Raw genomic sequence first — 18,906 nt, 5'->3', positions numbered from 1 at the left:
CCACAAAGCCGTTGGCCAGCCGCTCGACGGCGGCTTCCGCACGACCGCAACAGCTCGGCCGGCCCCGAGAAAGCCCGCACAATCGCGTGATCTACGTCACGAAGCCCCATCGCCATCGCACGCCGCCTCGAACAGACCCGCTCAAAGCAGAAATCCCGCCCGACCGAATCGGTCGAGCGGGATCTCGTGACCACTCACGAATCAGACTCGTGAACAGTCGTTGGGTGGAGCTGAGGGGATTCGAACCCCTGACCCCCTCGATGCGAACGAGGTGCGCTACCGGACTGCGCCACAGCCCCAACGAGAAGAAACTCTAGCACCTTCCGGAGGGGGTCCGTGACCACCCCCGGCGATGCGGCGCTGGTCCGGGGGCCGGGAAGGTCACTCGTTGGCCGCCCGGGGGCGGGCCTCCGGGGCCGACGGTTCGGCGTACTGGTCGAACAGCGGGGTGTTGCGGGCGGACTCGGCGGGGCGGCCCGCGGTCCAGGTGCCGGGGGCCGTCAGGTCGAGACCGCGGGAGACCCGGGGGGCGACCGGCGCCGTGACGTACGTCGGCAGCGGGACGGGCACCGGCTCCCAGGAGTCCGGGCCGGCCGCTCCGCGCTCGCGCATGCCGTCGACCCACTCCTCGTGCTCGGTCGCCTCGGCCACCGCGGAGGCGGACGGCGCGGAGACGGCGGCCTCGCCGGGGCCGGCGGCCAGCCGCAGGTGCGGGCGGCGCCCGGCCCGCCCCTCGGCGGCCGGGGCCTGGGCCCGGACGTGGGCCTGGGTGTGGACCTGGGTGTGAGCCTGGGTGTCAACGGCCTCGGCAGGGACGCTCCGGGCCGCGGCGCGCTGCTGCTCGCGCTTGCGCAGCCGCTCGGCCGCCTGGGCGGCCCGGGCGCGGTCGAGCTTCACCTCGTAGCGCTGGCGCTCCAGCTTGCGCAGGTGGCCGATGTACAGGGTGAGGAGGATCGCCGGGACGGCCGGGACCCAGAGGAAGGCCAGTCCGGCCACCGCCGCGACCACGGCGCCGAGCGCGAAGGCCAGGAAGAGGGCGGTGACCATCCGACGCCGGCGGGCCAGCAGCCGGGCCCGGCGCTGCGCCCCGCCGTGCGGCGCGGAGCCCGGACGCTCTCCCCGGGCACCCCGCTCGGGCGAGGACGAGGATGCGGGCGAGGACGCGGACGCGGACGCGGACGCGGGCACCGGCGCGGGCGGAGGCTCGACGGAGGGCGGGGACTCGGGCCCCACGGCGGGCGGCGCGGAGTCCGCCGCAGGGTCGCCAGGGGCGGCCCCGTCCCGTCCGGGAGGGCCGTCGCTGCTGTGCTCGTCGTCACGCGGTTCGTCGCCCAGGGCCCGGGCTGCCCGCCGCTCCAGCCCCGAACGCCCGGCCAGCAGGCGGATGGCGGTGCTGAAGCGCTCCGTCGGGCGCGCCTCGTTGAGTTCGTCCTGCCTGCGGAGCCACATCGGCACCAGATAGGCGGCCCAGGCCCCTACGATGACGGCGTAGATAAGGCCGCTACTGCTCACGATCCACACCGTACGGGCGCCGGGAAGGCCTGGCAGCAATTTGGCTCGGCGTGTCGTGTGATCAAGCTGATTCTCCGACTATTTTGCCGGTATTTGTGCCAGTCCGCCGTCGCGACGATGCCATATCGATATTTGTTTCGAACATATATTCAATTACTTGACTCGTGACCTGAACTGATCGACCGCCAGCGTTCCAGCATCCCCTCCGGCACCTCCTCGGCGGTCAGCGCGTACACCAGGTGGTCCTGCCAGGCGCCGTCGATGTGGAGATAGCGCGGGCGGATTCCCTCCGAGCGGAAGCCGAGCTTTTCCACCACCCGGCGGCTCGGGCCGTTCTCCGGGCGGATGCAGACCTCGATCCGGTGCAGGCCGAGGGTGCGGAAGCAGTGGTTGACGGCAAGCGCCACGGCCGTCGGCATGATGCCCCGGCCGGCCACCGCCTCGTCGATCCAGTACCCGACGTTCGCCGAGCACATCGAGCCCCAGGTGATGCCGCCGACGGTGAGCTGGCCGACCAGCTGGCCCTTGTAGAGCACGACGAAGGGCAGCATCCGCCCGGCCGAGCCCTCACCGCGCAGGAAGCGCACCATCTGCCGGAACGTCGGGCGCGGCCCGGCGGCCTGCCCGGCCGGACCGGGCGGGACGGTCGCCTCCCAGCGGCGCAGCCAGTCCCGGTTGCGGAGGCTGACCTCCTGCCACTCGCGCTGGTCGCGGGCCCGGATCGGGCGCAGCGCGACCTCCCCCTCGTGGAGTTCTACCGGCCAACCGGCGTTCAGTGCGTTCTCCCGGAAGCTGGTGCGTCCGGCCGGGGGTGGTCCCCGCCGCCGAGCTGGTCGACGGCGTGGACGAGCAGCGGTTCGAGGACGGCCAGGCCGTCCTTGACGCCGCCGGTCGAGCCCGGCAGGTTGACGATCAGGGTACGTCCGGCGAGCCCGGCCAGCCCGCGGGAGAGCGCCGAGGTCGGCACCTTCTCCCGGCCGTACGCGCGGATGGACTCGGCGATGCCGGGGACCTGCCGGTCGATCACCCGGGCGGTCATCTCCGGGGTGAGGTCCATCGGCGAGATGCCGGTACCGCCGGTGGTGAGCACGACGTCGTAGCCGGCCGCGACGGCCTCGCGCAGGACGGCCTCCACCGGCTCGCCGTCCGGGACGACCCGGGGGCCGTCGGCGGTGAAGCCCATCGCGGTCAGGCCGGCCACCAGCAGCGGGCCGCCCCTGTCCTCGTAGACGCCGGCCGAGGCCCGGTTGGACACGGTGACCGCAAGGGCCCTCATCCGCCCGGACCCCTCGGTGGTGAGCTCGCTCCGCCCGCTCACTCGCCCGCCTCCGGCGCGAACCAGTCGCCGCTCTTGCCGCCGGTCTTGCTGAGCACCCGGACGGATTCGATGGCGGCGCCCTTGTCCACGGCCTTGACCATGTCGATGACGGTGAGGCCGGCCACCGCGACGGCGGTCAGCGCCTCCATCTCGACGCCGGTGCGGTCGGCGGTCCTCACGGTGGCGGTGATCTCGACGGCGTCGTCCGCGACCGTGAGGTCCACCGTGACGCCGGAGACGGCGATGGGGTGGCAGAGCGGGACCAGGTCGGGGGTCTTCTTGGCGCCCATGATCCCGGCGATCCGGGCCACCGCGAGGGCGTCGCCCTTGGGCACGCCCTCGCCGCGCAGCAGCTCGACCACCTTCGGGGAGACCCGGACCCGGCCGGCCGCGACGGCGGTGCGCGCGGTGGTGGCCTTCTCGGAGACGTCGACCATCCGGGCCGCGCCCTGGTCGTCGACGTGGGTGAGGCGGTCGCCGGGGGGAGGTGTCGTCACGGGTGGCTCCAGGGGCACGCAGGTCGAATACCGCGCTACCGTACAGCTCCCCCGCCGCACCCCGTGGGAGGGGCCTGGTCCGCGAGACATGTCCTAGGAACCGAGCAGGACCACGTCGACCTCGCTGCCGGCGGGCAGGGCGGTGACGGCCTCGGGGACGGTGATCAGGCAGTTCGCCCGGGCCAGGGCGCCCACCAGGTGCGACTCGGCGCCGCCCACCGGCTCGACGGTGCCGTCCGCCGCCGAGTAGCGGCCGCGCAGGAACTGCCGGCGGCTGGCCGGGGAGCGCAGCGCCGCCGGGCAGAGCGCGCGGACCACCGGGCGGTGGACGTCGGCGGCGCCGAGCATGGTGCGGATGACCGGGCGGACGAACAGCTCGAAGGAGATGTAGGCGCTGACCGGGTTGCCGGGCAGGGCGAGCAGCGGCACGCCGGCCGGGCCGCCGATCCGGCCGAAGCCCTGCGGCTTGCCGGGCTGCATCCGCAGCCTGCGGAAGTCGACGCCGCCGTAGGACTCGAAGACCTCCTTGACCACGTCGTACGCGCCGACGCTGACCCCGCCGCTGGTGACGATCAGGTCGGCCCGGCCGAGCTGGTCCTCCAGGACGGCGCGCAGCCGGTCGGCCTGGTCCGGGACGGCGCCGACCCGGTAGGCGATGGCGCCGGCGTCCTGGGCGGCCGCGGTGAGGGTGAAGCTGTTGGAGTCGGAGATCTGCCCGGGGCCGACCGGCTCGCCGGGCTGGACCAGCTCGCTGCCGGTGGACAGCACCACGACCCGGGGGCGCGGGCGGACCTTGACGGTGGCGCGGCCGATCGCGGCGAGCAGGCCGAGCTGGGTGGGGCCGAGCCGGGTGCCGGCCCCCAGGACCTTGCTGCCGGCCGCGACGTCGCTGCCGCGGCGGCGGATGTGGGCGCCCTCGGCGACCGGGCGCAGGACGCGGACCTCCTCGTCCTCGGCGGGCGCGGTCATCGCGTCGGCGGGCACGCCGGTGCCGGTGCCGCCGTCGGTCCACTCGACCGGGGCGACGGCCTGGGCGCCGGGCGGGACGGGGGCGCCGGTCATGATCCGGGCGGCCTGGCCGGGCCCGACCCGGGGCAGTTCGCCCGCGCCGGCCGCGATGTCGCCGACGACGGCGAGCACCGAGGGGTACGGGTCGGTGGCGCCGGCGGTGTCGGCGGTGCGCACGGCGTAGCCGTCCATCGAGCTGTTGTCGAAGGGCGGCAGGTCACCGTCGGCGAGGACGTCCTCGTCGAGCCGGCAGCCCTGGGCGTCGAGCAGTTGCAGCTCGATGGCGGGCAGCGGGCCGACCGCGGCCAGGACGTCGGAGAGGTGTTCGTCCACCGTCCAGAGGCGGGGGGCCGCCGGTGCCGGGTCCGTGGTTCCGTCGCAGCAGGCTGCGGCGGATCCGGTGGTGTGTTGGGTGGACCCGGTCATCGGCGGCTCGCTCTCTGTCGTCGTGTCAGTCCTGCAGCTCGGAGGCGACGAACTCGCGCAGCCAGGAGCGGAACTCCGGGCCGAGGTCCTCGCGCTCGGAGGCCAGTCGGACGATAGCGCGCAGGTAGTCCGCGCGGTCGCCGGTGTCGTAGCGGCGGCCCTTGAAGAGCACGCCGTGGACCTGGCCGCCGGCCTCCGGCTCGCGGGTGGTCAGCTCGCGCAGGGCGTCGGTGAGCTGGATCTCGCCGCCGCGGCCGGGCGGGGTCTCCCGCAGCACGTCGAAGACCAGCGGGTCGAGGACGTAGCGGCCGATGACGGCGTAGTTCGAGGGGGCCTCGTTCGTCTCGGGCTTCTCGACCAGGTCGGTCACCTGGAAGACGTCCTCGCCGAAGCCGTTCGCCTTGACGGCGGCGCAGCCGTAGAGGTGGATCTGGGAGGGGTCGACCTCCATGAGGGCGACGACCGAGCCGCCGAGCTCCTGCTGGACCTCGATCATGCGGGCGAGCAGCGGGTCGCGCGGGTCGATCAGGTCGTCGCCGAGGAGGACGGCGAAGGGCTGGCCTGCCACGTGCTGCTCGGCGACCGAGACGGCGTGGCCGAGGCCCTTCGGGTCGCCCTGGCGGACGTAGTGCATGTTGGCCAGCTCGACGGATTCGCGGACCCGGCGCAGGCGGTCCTCGTCGCCCTTGCGGGCGAGCAGCTCCTCCAGCTCGTAGGCGCGGTCGAAGTGGTCCTCCAGGGCCCGCTTGTTACGGCCGGTGACCATCAGTATGTCGGACAGCCCCGCGGAGGAGGCCTCCTCGACGACGTACTGGATGGCCGGCTTGTCGACGACGGGCAGCATCTCCTTCGGAGTGGCCTTGGTTGCCGGGAGGAAGCGGGTGCCCAGTCCGGCCGCGGGTACCACGGCCTTGGTTACCGGGATTCGGGAGTTGGTCGTCGTCATGCGTTTACCTTACTCAGGCACGTTTTCGCCCGGCCGGGCGCGGTCGACGGCTAGGACAGCACGTCGCGGGGCCCGGCCACGGCGGCAGGCGTATGGGAATTGACCGGCTGGGCGAGGGGGTCCCCGTCGGCACAGGGCGACAGACTACCCGGCTTTCCCGAACGGTCACGCTCGGCAGTCGCGTTGGGCCGCGCACCGGCGGCGGGCGGGGCGGCCGGCCGCGCCGCCGACCGGTCGCCGGGGCCCGGGCGGACCCGCCAGCAGTCGCCGCCGGCCGCCCTGGCCTCGGCGAGCGCGCGGTCGGCGGCGCGCAGCAGCACGGCGGCGTGGGTGCCGTCCTCGGGCAGCACGGCGACGCCGACGGCGGCGGTGAGGCCGTTGCCGTGGGCCGGGCGGGACTCGCGCGGGCCGGAGGACCAGTCGAGCAGCAGGTGCCGGCGGACCGACCAGACCAGGCGCTCGGCGACCTGTGCGGCGCCCTCGGCGCCGGTGTCCGGCAGCACCACCAGGAACTCCTCTCCGCTGTAGCGGCCGAGGGTGTCGGCACGGCGGATCTCCATCGCCAGCCGCTGGGCGAGGTCGCGCAGCACCGCGCCGGCGCGGCCGCGGCCGTGCTCGGCGACGACCGCGTCGAAGCCGGTGATCTCCAGCAGCAGCACGGCCAGCGGGCGCGGCCCTTCGGGCTGGTCGGTCCGCTCGGCGCGGCGGGCGCGCTCGATCTCGCGGTCCAGGGTGAGCTGCAGGTGGCGGTAGTTCCACACGCCGGTGAGCGGGTCGCAGGAGGCGGTGCGCTCCAGGTCGGCGCAGCGGGTCTCCAGTTCGGCGATCCGCTCGCGCAGCCGTTCCTGCCGGGCGGCGGCTTCGGCGCCGCCCCGGCGCAGCCGCAGGCCGAGCACGGTGGCGCCGGCCAGCGCGGGGGCGCTGAGCACGGCCAGGGCCTGGACCAGCAGCGGGGTGGACAATCGCGGCGCCCTTTCGCGTGTCAGGCTCTGCGCGTCGATGGCGCCGGCCGGCGGGACCGGTCGGCGGCACGGCCCGACGGCACAGAGTTGCGGAGGATCCGATGCACAACGAGAAGAGCGATCTGAGGACACGGCTGTTGACCCGGCGCCGCGCGCTCTCCGCTGAGGGGCGCGCGGAGGCCGCGCTCGCGCTGGCCGGGCACGCCGGGGAGCTGGCGGCGCCGGGCGCCACCGTGGCCGCGTACGTGTCGGTGGGTGCCGAGCCCGGGACCAGGCCGTTGCTGGACGCGCTGCGGGCGCGCGGGGTGCGGGTGCTGCTGCCGGTGCTGCTGCCCGACAACGACCTGGACTGGGCCGCCTACCAGGGCCCGCAGGAGCTGGCCCCGGCCGGACGCGGGCTGCTGGAGCCGGTCGGCCCCCGGCTCGGCCCGGAGGCGGTCACGGAGGCCTCCGTGGTGCTGCTGCCGGGCCTGGCGGTGGACCGGCGGGGGCTGCGGCTGGGCCGCGGCGGCGGCAGCTACGACCGGGTGCTGGCCCGGCTGGGGCGGGCGGGCGCGCGGCCGGTGCTGGCGGTTCTGCTCTACGAGCACGAGCTGCTGGACGAGGTGCCGGCCGAACCGCACGACCGCCCGGTGGACCTGGCGGTCACGCCCGCCGGGCTGCGGAGGCTGGGGTGAGACGGCGGCGGCCCCGCTCCGGGGAGGGAGCGGGGCCGCCGGGGTCGTGCGGGTCGTGCGGGGTCAGCCGTTGCTGAGCACCAGCTTGTGCTTGGTGGCCTTCTCGACCGCGTCCGGCGTGTAGGCCCAGGTCAGCAGCTTGCCCTTGAGCCAGAGGTCGGTCTGGTCGTTGTAGTTGTCGTGGAAGGCGTGGCCGGAGGCGCCGCCGACGTTGATCCACCGCGAGGAGTCGAGGTCACTCAGGTCGATCACCATCCGCATCGACGGGATCCAGTCCACCTGGTAGCCGGCCGCCGCGTTCCAGCCGGCCGCGTCGACGGCCGCCGAGCCGCCGGAGAGCCGGTACGGGCCGCGGTTGAGCAGCCGGTGGACCGCGCCGGAGGCGATCGAGGAGTCGTCGGTGCCGAGGGTCTGCTCGCGCAGGGTCAGCTTGTGCAGGCGGCCCCAGCTCCAGGTGGAGATGTCCTTGCTGAGCAGCGAGGTGAGGTCCTGCCGGGCGTCCTTCATCGCCTCCTTGAGCAGGTTGTCCAGGCCCTTCTGCTCCTTGTGCTGGGAGTCGATGTACGTCCACCAGGAGCTGTCCGGCTTGTCCAGCTGCTGCCGGACCACCTCGGTCCAGCGGTCGCCGCCGTCCGGCTGGGCCTTGCCCGGGTCGCGGGTGCCGCACTCGGTGACGATCTTGCTGGAGCTGTCCGGCCTGGTCGGGTCGTCCTGCTGGCGGACCAGCAGGCAGTTGCCCTTGGCCCGCAGGTCGGCCGGGAACTTCTGGCCGAAGGCGAGGCTGAGCAGCTGGCGCCAGACGCCGTTGTAGTAGGCGGCGGCGGCCGAGTCGGCGTCCTGGTGGTAGTTCCAGTCCTTCAGCAGGTCCTGCGCCTCGCGCACGTACGGGTCGTCGATCTGCTGCTTGAGCAGCAGCGGGACGAGCGTCTTGGCCATGATGCTGGTGTTGTCCAGCTGCATGGTCTGCATGTCGTCCGGCGAGATCTTGCCGTTGTTCTTGAGCAGGCCCTCGATCTGGTCGGTGATCTCCTTGGCCCGGGTGCCGTACTCCCAGTCCTTGGTGAGCGAGTACTTGTAGCTCGGGTCCACCACGGCCTGGTTCGCGGTGACGATGTAGCCCGCGGACGGGTCCAGGCTGTACGGCAGGGCGGTGAAGGGGATCGAGCCCTTCCACTGGTACGTGGAGTCCCAGCCCGGGGCCGGGTAGGTGCCGTCGCCCTTGCCGCGGACCGGGATGTCGCCGGGGGCCTGGTAGCCGATGTGCTTGGCGTCGGCGTAGACCAGGTTCTGCGCGGGGACGGCGAAGTCCTTGGCGGCGGCCCGGAACTCGTCCCAGTTGCGGGCCCGGTCCAGCTCGAACACCGCGTCCATGGTCTTGCCGGGGTTCAGCGCCGTCCACTGCAGGGCGACGCCGTAGCCGCCGGTGCCGCGGTCGGGGGCGGCGCTGCCGTTGGGGGCGTACTTGCCGACGTTCTGCTGCTCGGTGCTCTGGTCGGAGATGAGCGGGGCGCCGGTCTGGGTGGTGCGGACGGTGATCGTGCGGTCGTCGCCGCCAGCGACCTTGATGGTCTCCTTGCGGAGGTCGAACTTCACGTCCTTGCCGTCGACCTGGTAGGTGTCCGGGCCGGTGACCTTCTCCAGGTAGAGGTCGGTCACGTCGGCGCCGAGGTTGGTGAAGCCCCAGGCGACGTCCTTGTTGTGGCCGATTATCACGCCGGGCATGCCAGCGAAGCTGAAGCCGGAGACGTCGTACTGGCAGGCCGGCGAGCTGGTGCGGCAGTGCAGGCCCATCTGGTACCAGACCGAGGGCAGGCCGGGGCCGAGGTGCGGGTCGTTGGCCAGCAGCGGCTTGCCGGTGGTGGTGTGGGTGCCGGCGACGACCCAGGAGTTGGAGCCGATGCCCTGGCCGGGGCGGCCGAGCAGCTGCGGCATGCCGTCGATCCGGTCGGTGAGGCCCTGGAGCAGCGCCTTGGTGGTGGCCGCGCCCTGGGTGGTGGCGGTGCCGCCGCCGGACGGGGGTGAGCCGTCGGCGGGGCGGTAGTTGTCGCCGGCCACCGTGCCGGTCTTCACGATCGTGCCGTTGCGGGTGTACGGGTAGTCGGGGTACAGCTCGGCGATCTTGTCCGGACCGAAGTCCTGGGCCAGCAGCGAGCGGTCGATCTCCTCCTGGAGGTTCCCGGAGAGGTTCCAGGCCATCGCCTTGAGCCAGGCCACCGAGTCGACCGGGCTCCACTGCTCGGGCTGGTAGTCGCCGTTGACGGCGCCGAGCAGGGCGTACTCCAGCGAGGCCTTCTCGCCGCCGGGGTGCTCGGCGAGCCAGGCGTTCACGCCGTCCGCGTAGGCCTGGAGGTTCTTCTTGGTGTCGGCCGACAGCTTGGTGTCGAACTCCTTCTGCGCCACCTGCCGCCAGCCCATGGTCCGGATGAAGGCGTCGGTGTCGACCTGGCCGTCGCCGAACATCTCGGACAGCCGGCCGGCGGTGATGTGCCGCCGGACGTCCATCTCCCAGAAGCGGTCCTGCGCCTGGACGTAGCCCTGGGCGCGGAAGAGGTCCTCGTTGGTGTCGGCGTAGAGCTGCGGGATGCCGTTGGCGTCCCGCTTGACGTCGACCGGCGCGCTCATGCCCGCCACCTTGACGGTGCCGTCGACCTCCGGGAAGGACGCGCGGACCGCGGTGACCCCGCGGTAGCCGCCGTAGCCGACGCCGGCCACCAGCAGCACGACCAGCACGATCACGATCAGACGGGCGCGCCGGAACTTCTTCGAGCGGGGCATCTGGGTCCTTGCGGTCCTGACTTCGGGGCGGGCGGGCGTGTCCAGGGCCGGGGGCCGTGACAGGGCACCACATTAGGCCGAGTCGGCCGAGCGGCGTGCACGGGGGACGCTCACCGTGGGATCGGAGGAGGTCAACGAGGAGGCCCGGAAGCGGCGGTTGGGGGCCCGGGGAGGAAAAGAAACTAAAGATATGGCAAAATGTTAGACTGAGTAACGATCCGCAACAGGAGCATTGACGCCTTCTTAACGGGTCGCGCCCTCCAGCACCACCAGACACCCCGCCCGCCCCTGCCTGCACGAGGTGCCACTGCGTGAACATCGACCACCTGAACCAGCTCCTCCTCGAGTTCTCCGTGATCCTGCTGGTCGCGGTGGTCGCCGTGCGGATATCCACCCGCTCAGGGCTACCGAGCCTGCTGATCTACCTCGGGATCGGCGTCGCCCTGGGCCAGAACGGCATCGGCGTCTCCTTCAACAACGCCGAGCTGACCCAGGTGCTCGGCTACGCGGCGCTCGTGGTGATCCTCGCCGAGGGCGGCCTCAAGACCAGCTGGCGCGAGGTCAGACCCGTGATGCCGGCCGCCACCGTGCTCGCCACCGTCGGCGTCGGGGTCAGCGTGTTCGTCACCGCGGCCGGCGCGCACTGGCTGGTCGGCCTGGACTGGCGGACCTCGATGCTGCTCGGCGCGATCGTCTCCTCCACCGACGCCGCCGCCGTCTTCTCCGTCCTGCGCATGGTCCCGCTGCCGCACCGGCTCACCGGCCTGCTGGAGGCCGAGTCCGGCTTCAACGACGCGCCCGTGGTCATCCTGGTCGTCGCCTTCGCCACCACCGGCGAGCTGGACTCCTGGTACGTCCTGGTCGGCACGATCATCGCCGAGCTGGCGATCGGCGCGGCGGTCGGCTTCGCGGTCGGCAAGCTCGGCGCGTACGGGATCAAGCACGTCGCGCTGCCCTCCTCCGGCCTGTACCCGATCGCGGTGATGGCGCTGACCGTGCTCGCCTACGCGGGCGGCGCGCTGCTGCACGGCTCCGGCTTCCTCGCCGTCTACATCAGCGCGGTGATCCTCGGCAACGCCAAGCTGCCGCACGGCCCGGCCGTCCGGGGCTTCGCCGACGGCCTGGCCTGGATCGGGCAGATCGGCATGTTCGTGCTGCTCGGCCTGCTCTGCACGCCCGAGACCATGGGCTCCGCGGTGGTCCCCGCGCTGGTGATCGGCGGCGTGCTGGTCTTCCTGGCCCGGCCGCTGTCCGTGGTGCTGACGCTGACCCCGTTCAAGGTGCCGGGCCGGGAGCAGGCACTGCTCAGCTGGGCCGGACTGCGCGGGGCGGTGCCCATCGTGCTGGCGACCATCCCGCTGGTGTCGGGCGCGCCGAAGGCCCAGGACGTCTTCAACATCGTCTTCATCCTGGTCGTCGTCTTCACCCTGCTCCAGGGCCCGACCCTGCCCTGGGTGGCCAAGCAGCTGCGGATCGGCGAGGGCTCGATGGGCCAGGACCTGGACATCGAGTCCGCCCCGCTGGAGAAGCTGCACGGGCACCTGCTGTCGGTCGCGCTCTCCCCCGGCTCCCGGATGTCCGGCGTGGAGGTCAGCGAGCTGCGGCTGCCCAAGGGGGCCGCCGTCACCCTGGTGGTGCGGGAGGGCAGCTCCTTCGTGCCGGACAAGGCGACGGTGCTGCGCGGCGGGGACGAGCTGCTGGTGGTCACCACCGACGAGGTCGGCGAGGCGGCCGAGCGGCGGCTGCGGGCCGTGGACAAGGGCGGCAAGCTCGCGGGGTGGCTGAACGGGCGGTGAGGCCCGGCGTCGGGCGCTGAGACCCGCCGTCGGGCGCCGAGCCGGGAGGGTGGGCGGCGGGTGGCGACCGGAAGGCCGGAAGACCGGAGGACCGGAAGGCCTCACCCGCTGTTCACCTTCGATGGGCAGGACAATTTTGGACGGGCCTTGTAGTCTGGGGATCAGCGCGACATCTACGCGCGTATATGTATGATGGTCAGATCACACCCAGCATCTGCCTGAAGCAGAGTTGGCGCGACCGTTCGGCGGCCGCGGTCCGGACCTCGGCCACCACGCCGGGCCGGCCCGGTATCTACCCCGGTCGACGCGCGAGAGGACGACTCTCGGCGCCGTCGGGGCCACCCCATGCCCTGCCGCGCTACCAGGCAGCAGGAAGGACCGACCGTGACGGCCCGCCGAACGGTCGACGACCCCGCGGACACCGCGACCCCGCGTGACACCGCCAACGCCACCCCTGCCGGCGGCACCGCCGATGCCGCCGGCGCCCCCGCCCCCGTGCGGGTCGGATACGGCGCACTGCTGCGCACGCCCGGCGCCTGGACGTTCCTGGCGCCGGCGTTCCTCGCGCGGCTGCCGTACGCGATGCTCAGCATGGGCATCCTGCTGCTCGTCAAGGAGACCCACGGCTCGTACGGCACCGCGAGCACCGTCGCGGCCGTCGCCGCCGTCGCCCAGGCCCTGATCGGCCCGCAGACCGGCCGGCTCGCCGACCGGTACGGCCAGACCGCCGTCCTCGTCCCGACCGTCGTGGTGCACGCGGCCTCGGTCGGCGCGCTGATCGCGCTGTCGCTCGGCCACGCACCGGCCTGGAGCCTGTTCCTGGCCGCCGTCCCGGCCGGCGCGAGCGTTCCGCAGATCGGCGCCATGGTCCGGTCCCGCTGGATCGCCGAGTTCACCGCGGACGGCGCGTCCGCCTCGTCCGCGGCCAAGGTGGGCACCGCGTTCGCCTTCGAGTCCGTGACGGACGAGTTCACCTTCGTGATCGGCCCGATCCTGGCCACCGCCGTCGCCACCACGGTCAGCCCCTCGGCCGGGCTGATCGCCGAGGCCACGCTGACCCTCGTCGGCGGCCTGGCCTTCGCCGCCCAGCGGCGCACCGCGCCCGCCCGGGCGGTGCCCCAGCCCGGCGTGCGGCGCGCCTCCGCGCTCGCCTCCCCCGGCGTCCGGCTGCTGGCCGGGGCCTTCCTCGGGGTGGGCGCCGTGTTCGGCGGCATGCAGGTCTCGGTGAACGCCTTCGCCGACTCGGTCGGGCAGCACGCCGCCGCCGGCACCGTGTACGGGATCTTCGCCGGCGGCTCGATGGTGGCCGGCGTGCTGTACGGCGTGATCGCCTGGCGGCGGGCCGTGCAGCAGCGGATGATCATGAGCTACGCCCTGCTGGTGCTGGGCTGCTCGACGCTGTGGGCGATGCCCAACCTGATCGCGCTCGCCGTCGCCGGACTGGTCTGCGGCCTGGCCATCGCGCCGACCCTGATCAGCGGCTACACCCTGGTCGAGACGCTCGTCGCGGACGGCGCCAAGACCGAGGCGTTCACCTGGCTGACCGGCGCCATCGGCCTCGGCCTGGCGGTCGGCCAGATGATCGCCGGGCAGCTGATCGACGGCCACGGGCCGTCCAGCGGGTTCCTGGTGCCGGTGGCCGGCGCCGGCCTGGGCCTGATCGCGCTGGTGTCGCTGCGGCACCTGCTGACCGCGCCGGGCCAGGTGGTCGCGGCCGCACCGGAGCGCGGCGCCGCGCCGCAGCTGGTGGGCGCGGCCAAGGGCTGAGCGGGCACGCGGTGGCGCACCGCGCGAAGCCGTGGGCGGCGCGCGGTGGGGGCGGCGCGGAGCCGCGGTGGAGGAGCGTGCGCGGCTCGGCCACGGCTCATCTCACATCGGAGTCGCTGGACTGATCCAGCGGAATGCCGCATCATTGACCATCGTTAGCACTCATCAGGCGAGAGTGCCAGGAGGAAGACAAGTGCCCACGTACCAGTACCAGTGCACCGAGTGCGGCAACGGCCTGGAGGCGGTGCAGAAGTTCACCGACGAGGCGCTGACCACGTGCCCCGACTGCCAGGGACGGCTCCGCAAGGTCTTCTCGGCCGTGGGCGTCGTGTTCAAGGGCTCGGGCTTCTACCGCACCGACAGCCGTTCGTCCTCCAGCAGCACGGTGGGCGCAGGCTCCTCCGGTAGCTCCTCGGCGTCGTCGTCCGGCTCGACCCCGGCGTCGTCCTCGACGTCATCGACGTCCTCGTCCTCCGGTTCTTCGAGCTCTTCCAGCTCTTCCAGCCCGGCTCCGGCCGCGAGCTGACCTCGACGCCGGACGCCCAGCGCATCGACAAGGCCCGCCACCCCGCGTTCTTCGCGGGGCGGCGGGCCTTCGTCGTCCCGGTTCACCGTCCCCGTGCGCTGTCCCGGCTCGTCGCCCCGGTTCGTCATCCCGGGCGGGCCGGATGCACTCGTGCGGGTGTACGAATTCATCCACAGGGCCCGAGTTGTCCACAGGCTGCGGATAAGGGCTTTCCGGGGCGGCGCGCGGCGCACATCGTAGGGGCGCCGGAGAACGACCGGCCCGCACAGGAGCGGCCCCCACGACCTCGGTGGTGACCATGACGACCATGAGCCTCTCCGTACCGCTGCCCGCACCCGCCGTACCGCCCCGGCGAGAGGTGCCGCGCTTCCCGCCGATCCGGCGCGGGGCCGGCGGGTGGCACCGCTGGCGGCACGCCGTACGGCGCCGGGCCGGGGTGCCCGCGCTGGTGCTGCTCGCGGTGGCCGCGGCGCTCGCGGTCGGGCCCGCGCGGGCCGGGCTGCCATCGCCGCCGGGCGGCCCGGCGGGCCGGACGGGTTGTCAATCCGGACCAACGGAAGATCACCCGTAACCGGGCAACGACTTCGTCGTTCACGGCGGCATGAAAGGCTTCAAGGAATTCCTGCTGCGTGGAAACGTCGTCGAACTCGCCGTCGCCGTCGTCATCGGCGCGGCCTTCACCAACATCGTCAACGCCTTCGTCAAGGGCGTCATCAATCCGATCGTCGGCGTCTTCGGAACGAAGGACCTGGCGTCCTACAGTTCCTGCCTCAAGGGCCCCTGCGAGCTGAACGCCACCGGCGAGGTCACGTCCGGGATCCTCATCCTGTGGGGATCGGTGCTCAGCGCCCTGCTGCAGTTCCTGATCACGGCGGCCGTCGTCTACTTCGTCCTGATCGTGCCCATGAACAGGCTGGCCGCCAGGCGGAAGAGCACCGCCGAGACGATGGCGGAGGCCGAGGCCAAGGAGGTCCAACTGCTCACCGAGATCCGCGACGCGCTGGTCACCCCGCAGCGCTGAGCACCGCTCCTCAGTCCCCGTGGTGCGGCGGGCGCTGGCTCAGGTACCAGTCCAGCCCCCGCCCACCGCTCTCCCCCGCCCCGGGGCGCTCACCCCAGCCGGTGTCGGTGTCGTCCCGGGACTGCTGGTCCAGCGGGTCCCGGAAGACCAGCCGGGCCTTCGGCGCCGCCGGCCGCGCCTCCCGCCCCTGCTGCTCACCCTGTCCCTGTCCCTGTCCCTGTCCCTGTCCCTGTCCCTGCTCCGGCTCCCGCGCCTGCCCCTGCCCCTGCTCGCTCACCCTGCTCACTTCCGCTTCCCGTCGACTGCCGTCCGGATCGTCCCGTCCCTCCAGCCTAAGAGCCCCGCGACACACCCCGGGCCCTGGTGCGGAGCGCTCCGCACCAGGGCCCGGGGCGGGATGGAGCCGCAGGCAGTTGGCTCGGGTTCTCAGGCGGCCTCGAAGCCCGCGTGGTCGGCGATCTTCTTCAGCTCGGCCAGCGCGTGCTTCTCGATCTGGCGGATCCGCTCGCGGGTGAGGCCGTGCTGCTTGCCCACCTCGGTGAGGGTGCGCTCGCGGCCGTCCTCCATCCCGTAGCGGGAGCGGATGATCGAGGCCGTGCGGTCGTCCAGCCGCCCGATCAGGCCGTCCAGCTCCTCGCGGCGGAGCATCACCATCACGGCGTCCTCGGGGGACGTCGCCCCGGTGTCCTCGACCAGGTCGCCGAACTGGGTCTCGCCCTCGTCGTCGACCGCCATGTTGAGGCTGACCGGGTCGCGGGCCCAGTCCAGCACGTCCTTGATCCGGGCCTCGGTGGTGTCCAACTCGGCCGCGATCTCGGCCGGCTCGGCCTCACGGCCCAGCTCCTTGGACTTCTCCCGCTGCACCCGCCGGATCCGCCCCAGCTCCTCGACCAGGTGCACGGGCAGCCGGATGGTGCGGGACTGGTCGGCGATCGACCGGGTGATCGCCTGCCGGATCCACCAGGTGGCGTAGGTGGAGAACTTGAAGCCCTTGGCGTAGTCGAACTTCTCGACGGCGCGCACCAGGCCGGCGTTGCCCTCCTGGATGAGGTCCAGCAGCGGAAGGCCGCTGCGCGGGTACCGGCGGGCGACCGCCACCACGAGCCGGAGGTTGGAGCGGATGAAGACGTCCTTGGCGCGCTCGGCGTCCTCGGCTATCGCCTCCAGTTCCTCGCGCTTCACGCCCTCGGGGAACACGCCCTCCTCCAGCAGGTGCTGGGCGTACACGCCGGCCTCGATCCGCAGTGAGAGCTCGACCTCCTCGGCGGCATCGAGCAGGGGTGTCCTGGCGATCTCGTCGAGGTACATACCGACCAGGTCGCGGTCGGCCTCAAGGTTGGTCGGGCGGGCCGCGCGAGTCCGGTCGGCCCTGTCGCGAACGACGGCACGGGTGGCCATGCTTGCTCCCTTTGCTGGAATTGCCGAGGTCTGCCTGCCTGCCCCCCGAGAGGGCAAGAAGTGCGGGCCCCGCGGGGCTCACACGTAACGATCCAACGAACAGAATCCGGACAACATTCCCAAGTCACTCAGATTCTTCCCCGCGATGCAGTATCCTGCCGGTTTTCACCCCGGCCATGGACACCGGGTGACCGGTCGAGCACCTTCGGTGTCGTTTCCGCGACCGCTTCCGAACGCTTCCGTCACGCCCCGCACACGCGCCCGCCGCCCCACCGGCCGCCATACAGGGTGAAACCCCCGAACGGGCACGCGCGTTCCCGCGCGCCCCCCGCCTTCCACCGGCGCCCGCCCCCCGGCGCACGCAGGTTCTCCCCACAAACGATGCCGAATCGCTATCACCCGTGGTCCTGATCGCCCCGGGACACTGGGAAGGTGTCAGCCATGCACCTGACCAACAGCTCGACCGCCGTCACTGCGCGTCACCGCCGCCTCTTGCGGGATTCGGCGCTCGCGGTGGTCTGTGCCGCGCTGTTCGGCCTCCTGGCCGCCCTGGTGACCCGACACTGGCATCCGCTGGAACAGCTCGACCAGAGCTGGATCGGCGAACTGCACACCTTCGCCCGGCGGCACCGGATCTGGACCGCCTCGGTGCAGACGCTCTCCGACATCGGCGGCACGGTCACGATGCGCACCCTGCTCGGCATCGCGGCCGTCTGGCTGTGGCTGATCGGCGCCCGGGTCCTGGCCGGCTGGGTGGCCGCCCAGACCCTGGTCGGCTGGGGCGGCCAGTGGGCGCTGAAGCTGGCCGTCGACCGCCAACGGCCCTCCTTCGCCGACCCGGTCTCGCACGCCGGCGGCCCGGCCTTCCCCTCCGGGCACGCCATGGCCTCGGCGATCGCCTGCGCGGTGCTGGTCGGCCTGGTCTGGTACCGGGTCCGCCGACGCGGGCGGATCGCCGCCTGCGCGGTGGCGGCGGCGACGGTGCTGACCATCGGCTGGACCAGGATCGCCCTCGGGGTCCACTGGCCGAGCGACGTGGTCGCCGGCTGGCTGGCCGCCGGATTCGTGCTGGGCGCCGTGACGGCCGTCGTCGAACTCTGGCGACCGGGCGCGCTCGCCCGCGACGTACGGCGGGTCAACTGGCGTACCCGGCCGAGGGTCCAGCGGATCACCGTGCCGTCGGTCCGGTCGCCGCGCGGCACCGACCCGCTGGGCGACGCCGCCACCGACCACCCGGACGGGGCCGTCCACTGAGAGGCCGTCGGCATCCACGCGCGGCCGTCCGGGGCCGTCCGGGGCTGCCCGAAGCCGTCCGCTAGCGTGACGGCCATGTCTCCCGACCCGGTCCCCACCGCCGCCGCCCGTCACCCCGAGCGCCCGCTGCGGATCGCCACCGTCCAGGCCCAGGCCGTGGCCGGTGAGATACCCACCAACGCCGCCCAGGCCGCCGAGTTGATCCGCGAGGCCGCCGCGGCCGGCGCCCGCCTGGTGCTGTTCGCCGAGAAGTTCCTCTCCGGCTACGAGCCCGAGCTGATCCGCACCGACCCGCTCAAGTACGCCGTCCAGCCCGGCGATCCGCGCCTCGCGCCGATCGCCGAGGCCTGCCGCGAGACCGGCACCGCCGCGATCGTCGGCGCCGCCGCGCAGGTGGGCGACGAGCTGCGGGTCTCCGCCTTCGTCCTCGGCCCGGACGGCGGCCTCGTCACCCGCTACGACAAGCAGCACCTGTTCAAGACCGAACGCGACTACTACCGCCCCGGGGCGGCCGGTTGCACCCTGGAGCTGGACGGCTGGCGGCTCGGCCTCGGCGTCTGCTACGACTCGGGCTTCCCCGAGCACGCCCGCGCCGCCGCACTCGACGGCTGCCACGCCTACCTGGTCGGCGCGCTGTTCAGCGTCGGCCACGGCCACCACGAGTCCCGCACCTGGTTCCCCGCCCGCGCGCTCGACAACACCCTCTACACGGTGCTCGCCAACCACATCGGCCACACCGGCGGTTGGCACACCTGCGGCGGCAGCGCGGTGTGGGCCCCGGACGGCCGACTGCTCGCCGAGGCGGGCGAGGACCGGCGCGAACTGGTGGTCGTCGACCTCGACCCGGCCGTCCTGCGCGCCGCCCGGGAGACCGAGACCATGCTCGCCGACCTGGCCGTCGCCGGCGCCCGCCCGGCCGCCCCGCGCGCCCTCTTCACCCTGGCCTGAGCCGGTCGAACCTCCGTGCCCGGCCGCTCCGGGCAGGCGGGGTGGCCCGGCCGCTCCGAGCCGGGTGCGCTGGCC

General features: G+C 73.1%; 18 protein-coding genes and 1 tRNA gene. 8 read left to right on the top strand and 11 right to left on the bottom strand.

Annotated elements, in window-relative coordinates:
- Positions 1 to 225 precede the first annotated feature (225 nt).
- The 8 genes from AB0O19_RS11780 to AB0O19_RS11745 form a co-directional block, all read right to left on the bottom strand.
- A tRNA-Ala gene (locus tag AB0O19_RS11780) sits at positions 226 to 299 on the bottom strand.
- An 82-nt stretch (positions 300 to 381) separates the two neighbouring features.
- A complete protein-coding gene (glpR, locus tag AB0O19_RS11775) occupies positions 382 to 1,512 on the bottom strand; it encodes a gephyrin-like molybdotransferase receptor GlpR (protein WP_363619202.1) in 1,131 nt (376 codons plus the stop codon).
- A 149-nt stretch (positions 1,513 to 1,661) separates the two neighbouring features.
- The gene (locus AB0O19_RS11770; RefSeq protein ID WP_363619248.1) at positions 1,662 to 2,288 is read right to left on the bottom strand and encodes a GNAT family protein; all 627 of its coding nucleotides are present in this window, start codon (positions 2,286 to 2,288) and stop codon (positions 1,662 to 1,664) included.
- Positions 2,285 to 2,788, bottom strand: coding sequence for a MogA/MoaB family molybdenum cofactor biosynthesis protein (locus tag AB0O19_RS11765; RefSeq protein ID WP_363619201.1), 504 nt, complete (start codon positions 2,786 to 2,788; stop codon positions 2,285 to 2,287). Before AB0O19_RS11765 ends, AB0O19_RS11770 begins: the two co-directional genes overlap by 4 nt.
- Positions 2,789 to 2,826: 38 nt before the next feature.
- A complete protein-coding gene (moaC, locus tag AB0O19_RS11760; RefSeq protein WP_350877780.1) occupies positions 2,827 to 3,267 on the bottom strand; it encodes a cyclic pyranopterin monophosphate synthase MoaC in 441 nt (146 codons plus the stop codon).
- Positions 3,268 to 3,420: 153 nt separating this feature from the next.
- Positions 3,421 to 4,761, bottom strand: a complete 1,341-nt coding sequence (gene glp / locus AB0O19_RS11755; RefSeq protein WP_363619200.1) for a gephyrin-like molybdotransferase Glp — start codon at positions 4,759 to 4,761, stop codon at positions 3,421 to 3,423.
- Positions 4,762 to 4,786: 25 nt separating this feature from the next.
- Complete coding sequence (gene galU / locus AB0O19_RS11750) at positions 4,787 to 5,707, bottom strand: UTP--glucose-1-phosphate uridylyltransferase GalU (protein ID WP_363585354.1); 921 nt, start codon at positions 5,705 to 5,707, stop codon at positions 4,787 to 4,789.
- A 50-nt stretch (positions 5,708 to 5,757) separates the two neighbouring features.
- Positions 5,758 to 6,669 (bottom strand): GGDEF domain-containing protein, encoded by a 912-nt coding sequence (locus tag AB0O19_RS11745; RefSeq protein ID WP_363619199.1) that lies wholly within the window; start codon positions 6,667 to 6,669, stop codon positions 5,758 to 5,760.
- A 101-nt stretch (positions 6,670 to 6,770) separates the two neighbouring features.
- Here AB0O19_RS11745 and AB0O19_RS11740 point away from each other — a divergent pair, with 101 nt between their 5' ends.
- Positions 6,771 to 7,346, top strand: coding sequence for a 5-formyltetrahydrofolate cyclo-ligase (locus AB0O19_RS11740; protein ID WP_363619198.1), 576 nt, complete (start codon positions 6,771 to 6,773; stop codon positions 7,344 to 7,346).
- A gap of 63 nt (positions 7,347 to 7,409) precedes the next feature.
- Here the strand turns inward: AB0O19_RS11740 and AB0O19_RS11735 are convergent, their stop codons facing one another.
- A complete protein-coding gene (locus tag AB0O19_RS11735; protein ID WP_363619197.1) occupies positions 7,410 to 10,121 on the bottom strand; it encodes a penicillin acylase family protein in 2,712 nt (903 codons plus the stop codon).
- Positions 10,122 to 10,432: 311 nt separating this feature from the next.
- Here AB0O19_RS11735 and AB0O19_RS11730 point away from each other — a divergent pair, with 311 nt between their 5' ends.
- The 5 genes from AB0O19_RS11730 (at position 10,433) to mscL (ending at position 15,231) form a co-directional block, all read left to right on the top strand.
- A complete protein-coding gene (locus AB0O19_RS11730; RefSeq protein WP_363619196.1) occupies positions 10,433 to 11,917 on the top strand; it encodes a potassium/proton antiporter in 1,485 nt (494 codons plus the stop codon).
- Positions 11,918 to 12,412: 495 nt separating this feature from the next.
- Entirely contained in the window at positions 12,413 to 13,684 is a 1,272-nt protein-coding gene (locus tag AB0O19_RS11725; protein ID WP_363619247.1) for an MFS transporter, read from the top strand.
- 193 nt (positions 13,685 to 13,877) lie between these two features.
- Positions 13,878 to 14,210 (top strand): FmdB family zinc ribbon protein, encoded by a 333-nt coding sequence (locus AB0O19_RS11720; RefSeq protein WP_350877692.1) that lies wholly within the window; start codon positions 13,878 to 13,880, stop codon positions 14,208 to 14,210.
- A gap of 307 nt (positions 14,211 to 14,517) precedes the next feature.
- A complete protein-coding gene (locus AB0O19_RS11715; protein WP_363619195.1) occupies positions 14,518 to 14,781 on the top strand; it encodes a hypothetical protein in 264 nt (87 codons plus the stop codon).
- A 30-nt stretch (positions 14,782 to 14,811) separates the two neighbouring features.
- A complete protein-coding gene (gene mscL, locus AB0O19_RS11710; protein WP_363619194.1) occupies positions 14,812 to 15,231 on the top strand; it encodes a large conductance mechanosensitive channel protein MscL in 420 nt (139 codons plus the stop codon).
- 10 nt (positions 15,232 to 15,241) lie between these two features.
- Here mscL and AB0O19_RS11705 read toward each other — a convergent pair whose 3' ends face one another.
- A complete protein-coding gene (locus AB0O19_RS11705; protein ID WP_363619193.1) occupies positions 15,242 to 15,517 on the bottom strand; it encodes a hypothetical protein in 276 nt (91 codons plus the stop codon).
- Between the two features lie 140 nt (positions 15,518 to 15,657).
- The gene (locus tag AB0O19_RS11700; RefSeq protein WP_363585362.1) at positions 15,658 to 16,629 is read right to left on the bottom strand and encodes a sigma-70 family RNA polymerase sigma factor; all 972 of its coding nucleotides are present in this window, start codon (positions 16,627 to 16,629) and stop codon (positions 15,658 to 15,660) included.
- Between the two features lie 441 nt (positions 16,630 to 17,070).
- Here AB0O19_RS11700 and AB0O19_RS11695 point away from each other — a divergent pair, with 441 nt between their 5' ends.
- Positions 17,071 to 17,883, top strand: coding sequence for a phosphatase PAP2 family protein (locus AB0O19_RS11695; protein ID WP_363619192.1), 813 nt, complete (start codon positions 17,071 to 17,073; stop codon positions 17,881 to 17,883).
- 75 nt (positions 17,884 to 17,958) lie between these two features.
- Positions 17,959 to 18,831, top strand: a complete 873-nt coding sequence (locus AB0O19_RS11690) for a carbon-nitrogen hydrolase family protein (RefSeq protein WP_363619191.1) — start codon at positions 17,959 to 17,961, stop codon at positions 18,829 to 18,831.
- The last annotated feature ends 75 nt before the right edge of the window (positions 18,832 to 18,906 follow it).

The sequence above is a fragment of the Kitasatospora sp. NPDC091276 genome, from assembly GCF_040684355.1.
In the GTDB taxonomy this organism is placed as follows: Bacteria; Actinomycetota; Actinomycetes; order Streptomycetales; family Streptomycetaceae; genus Kitasatospora.
The sequence above is the reverse complement of the archived record's forward strand: the minus strand, read 5'-3'. Positions and strand labels throughout refer to the sequence as shown.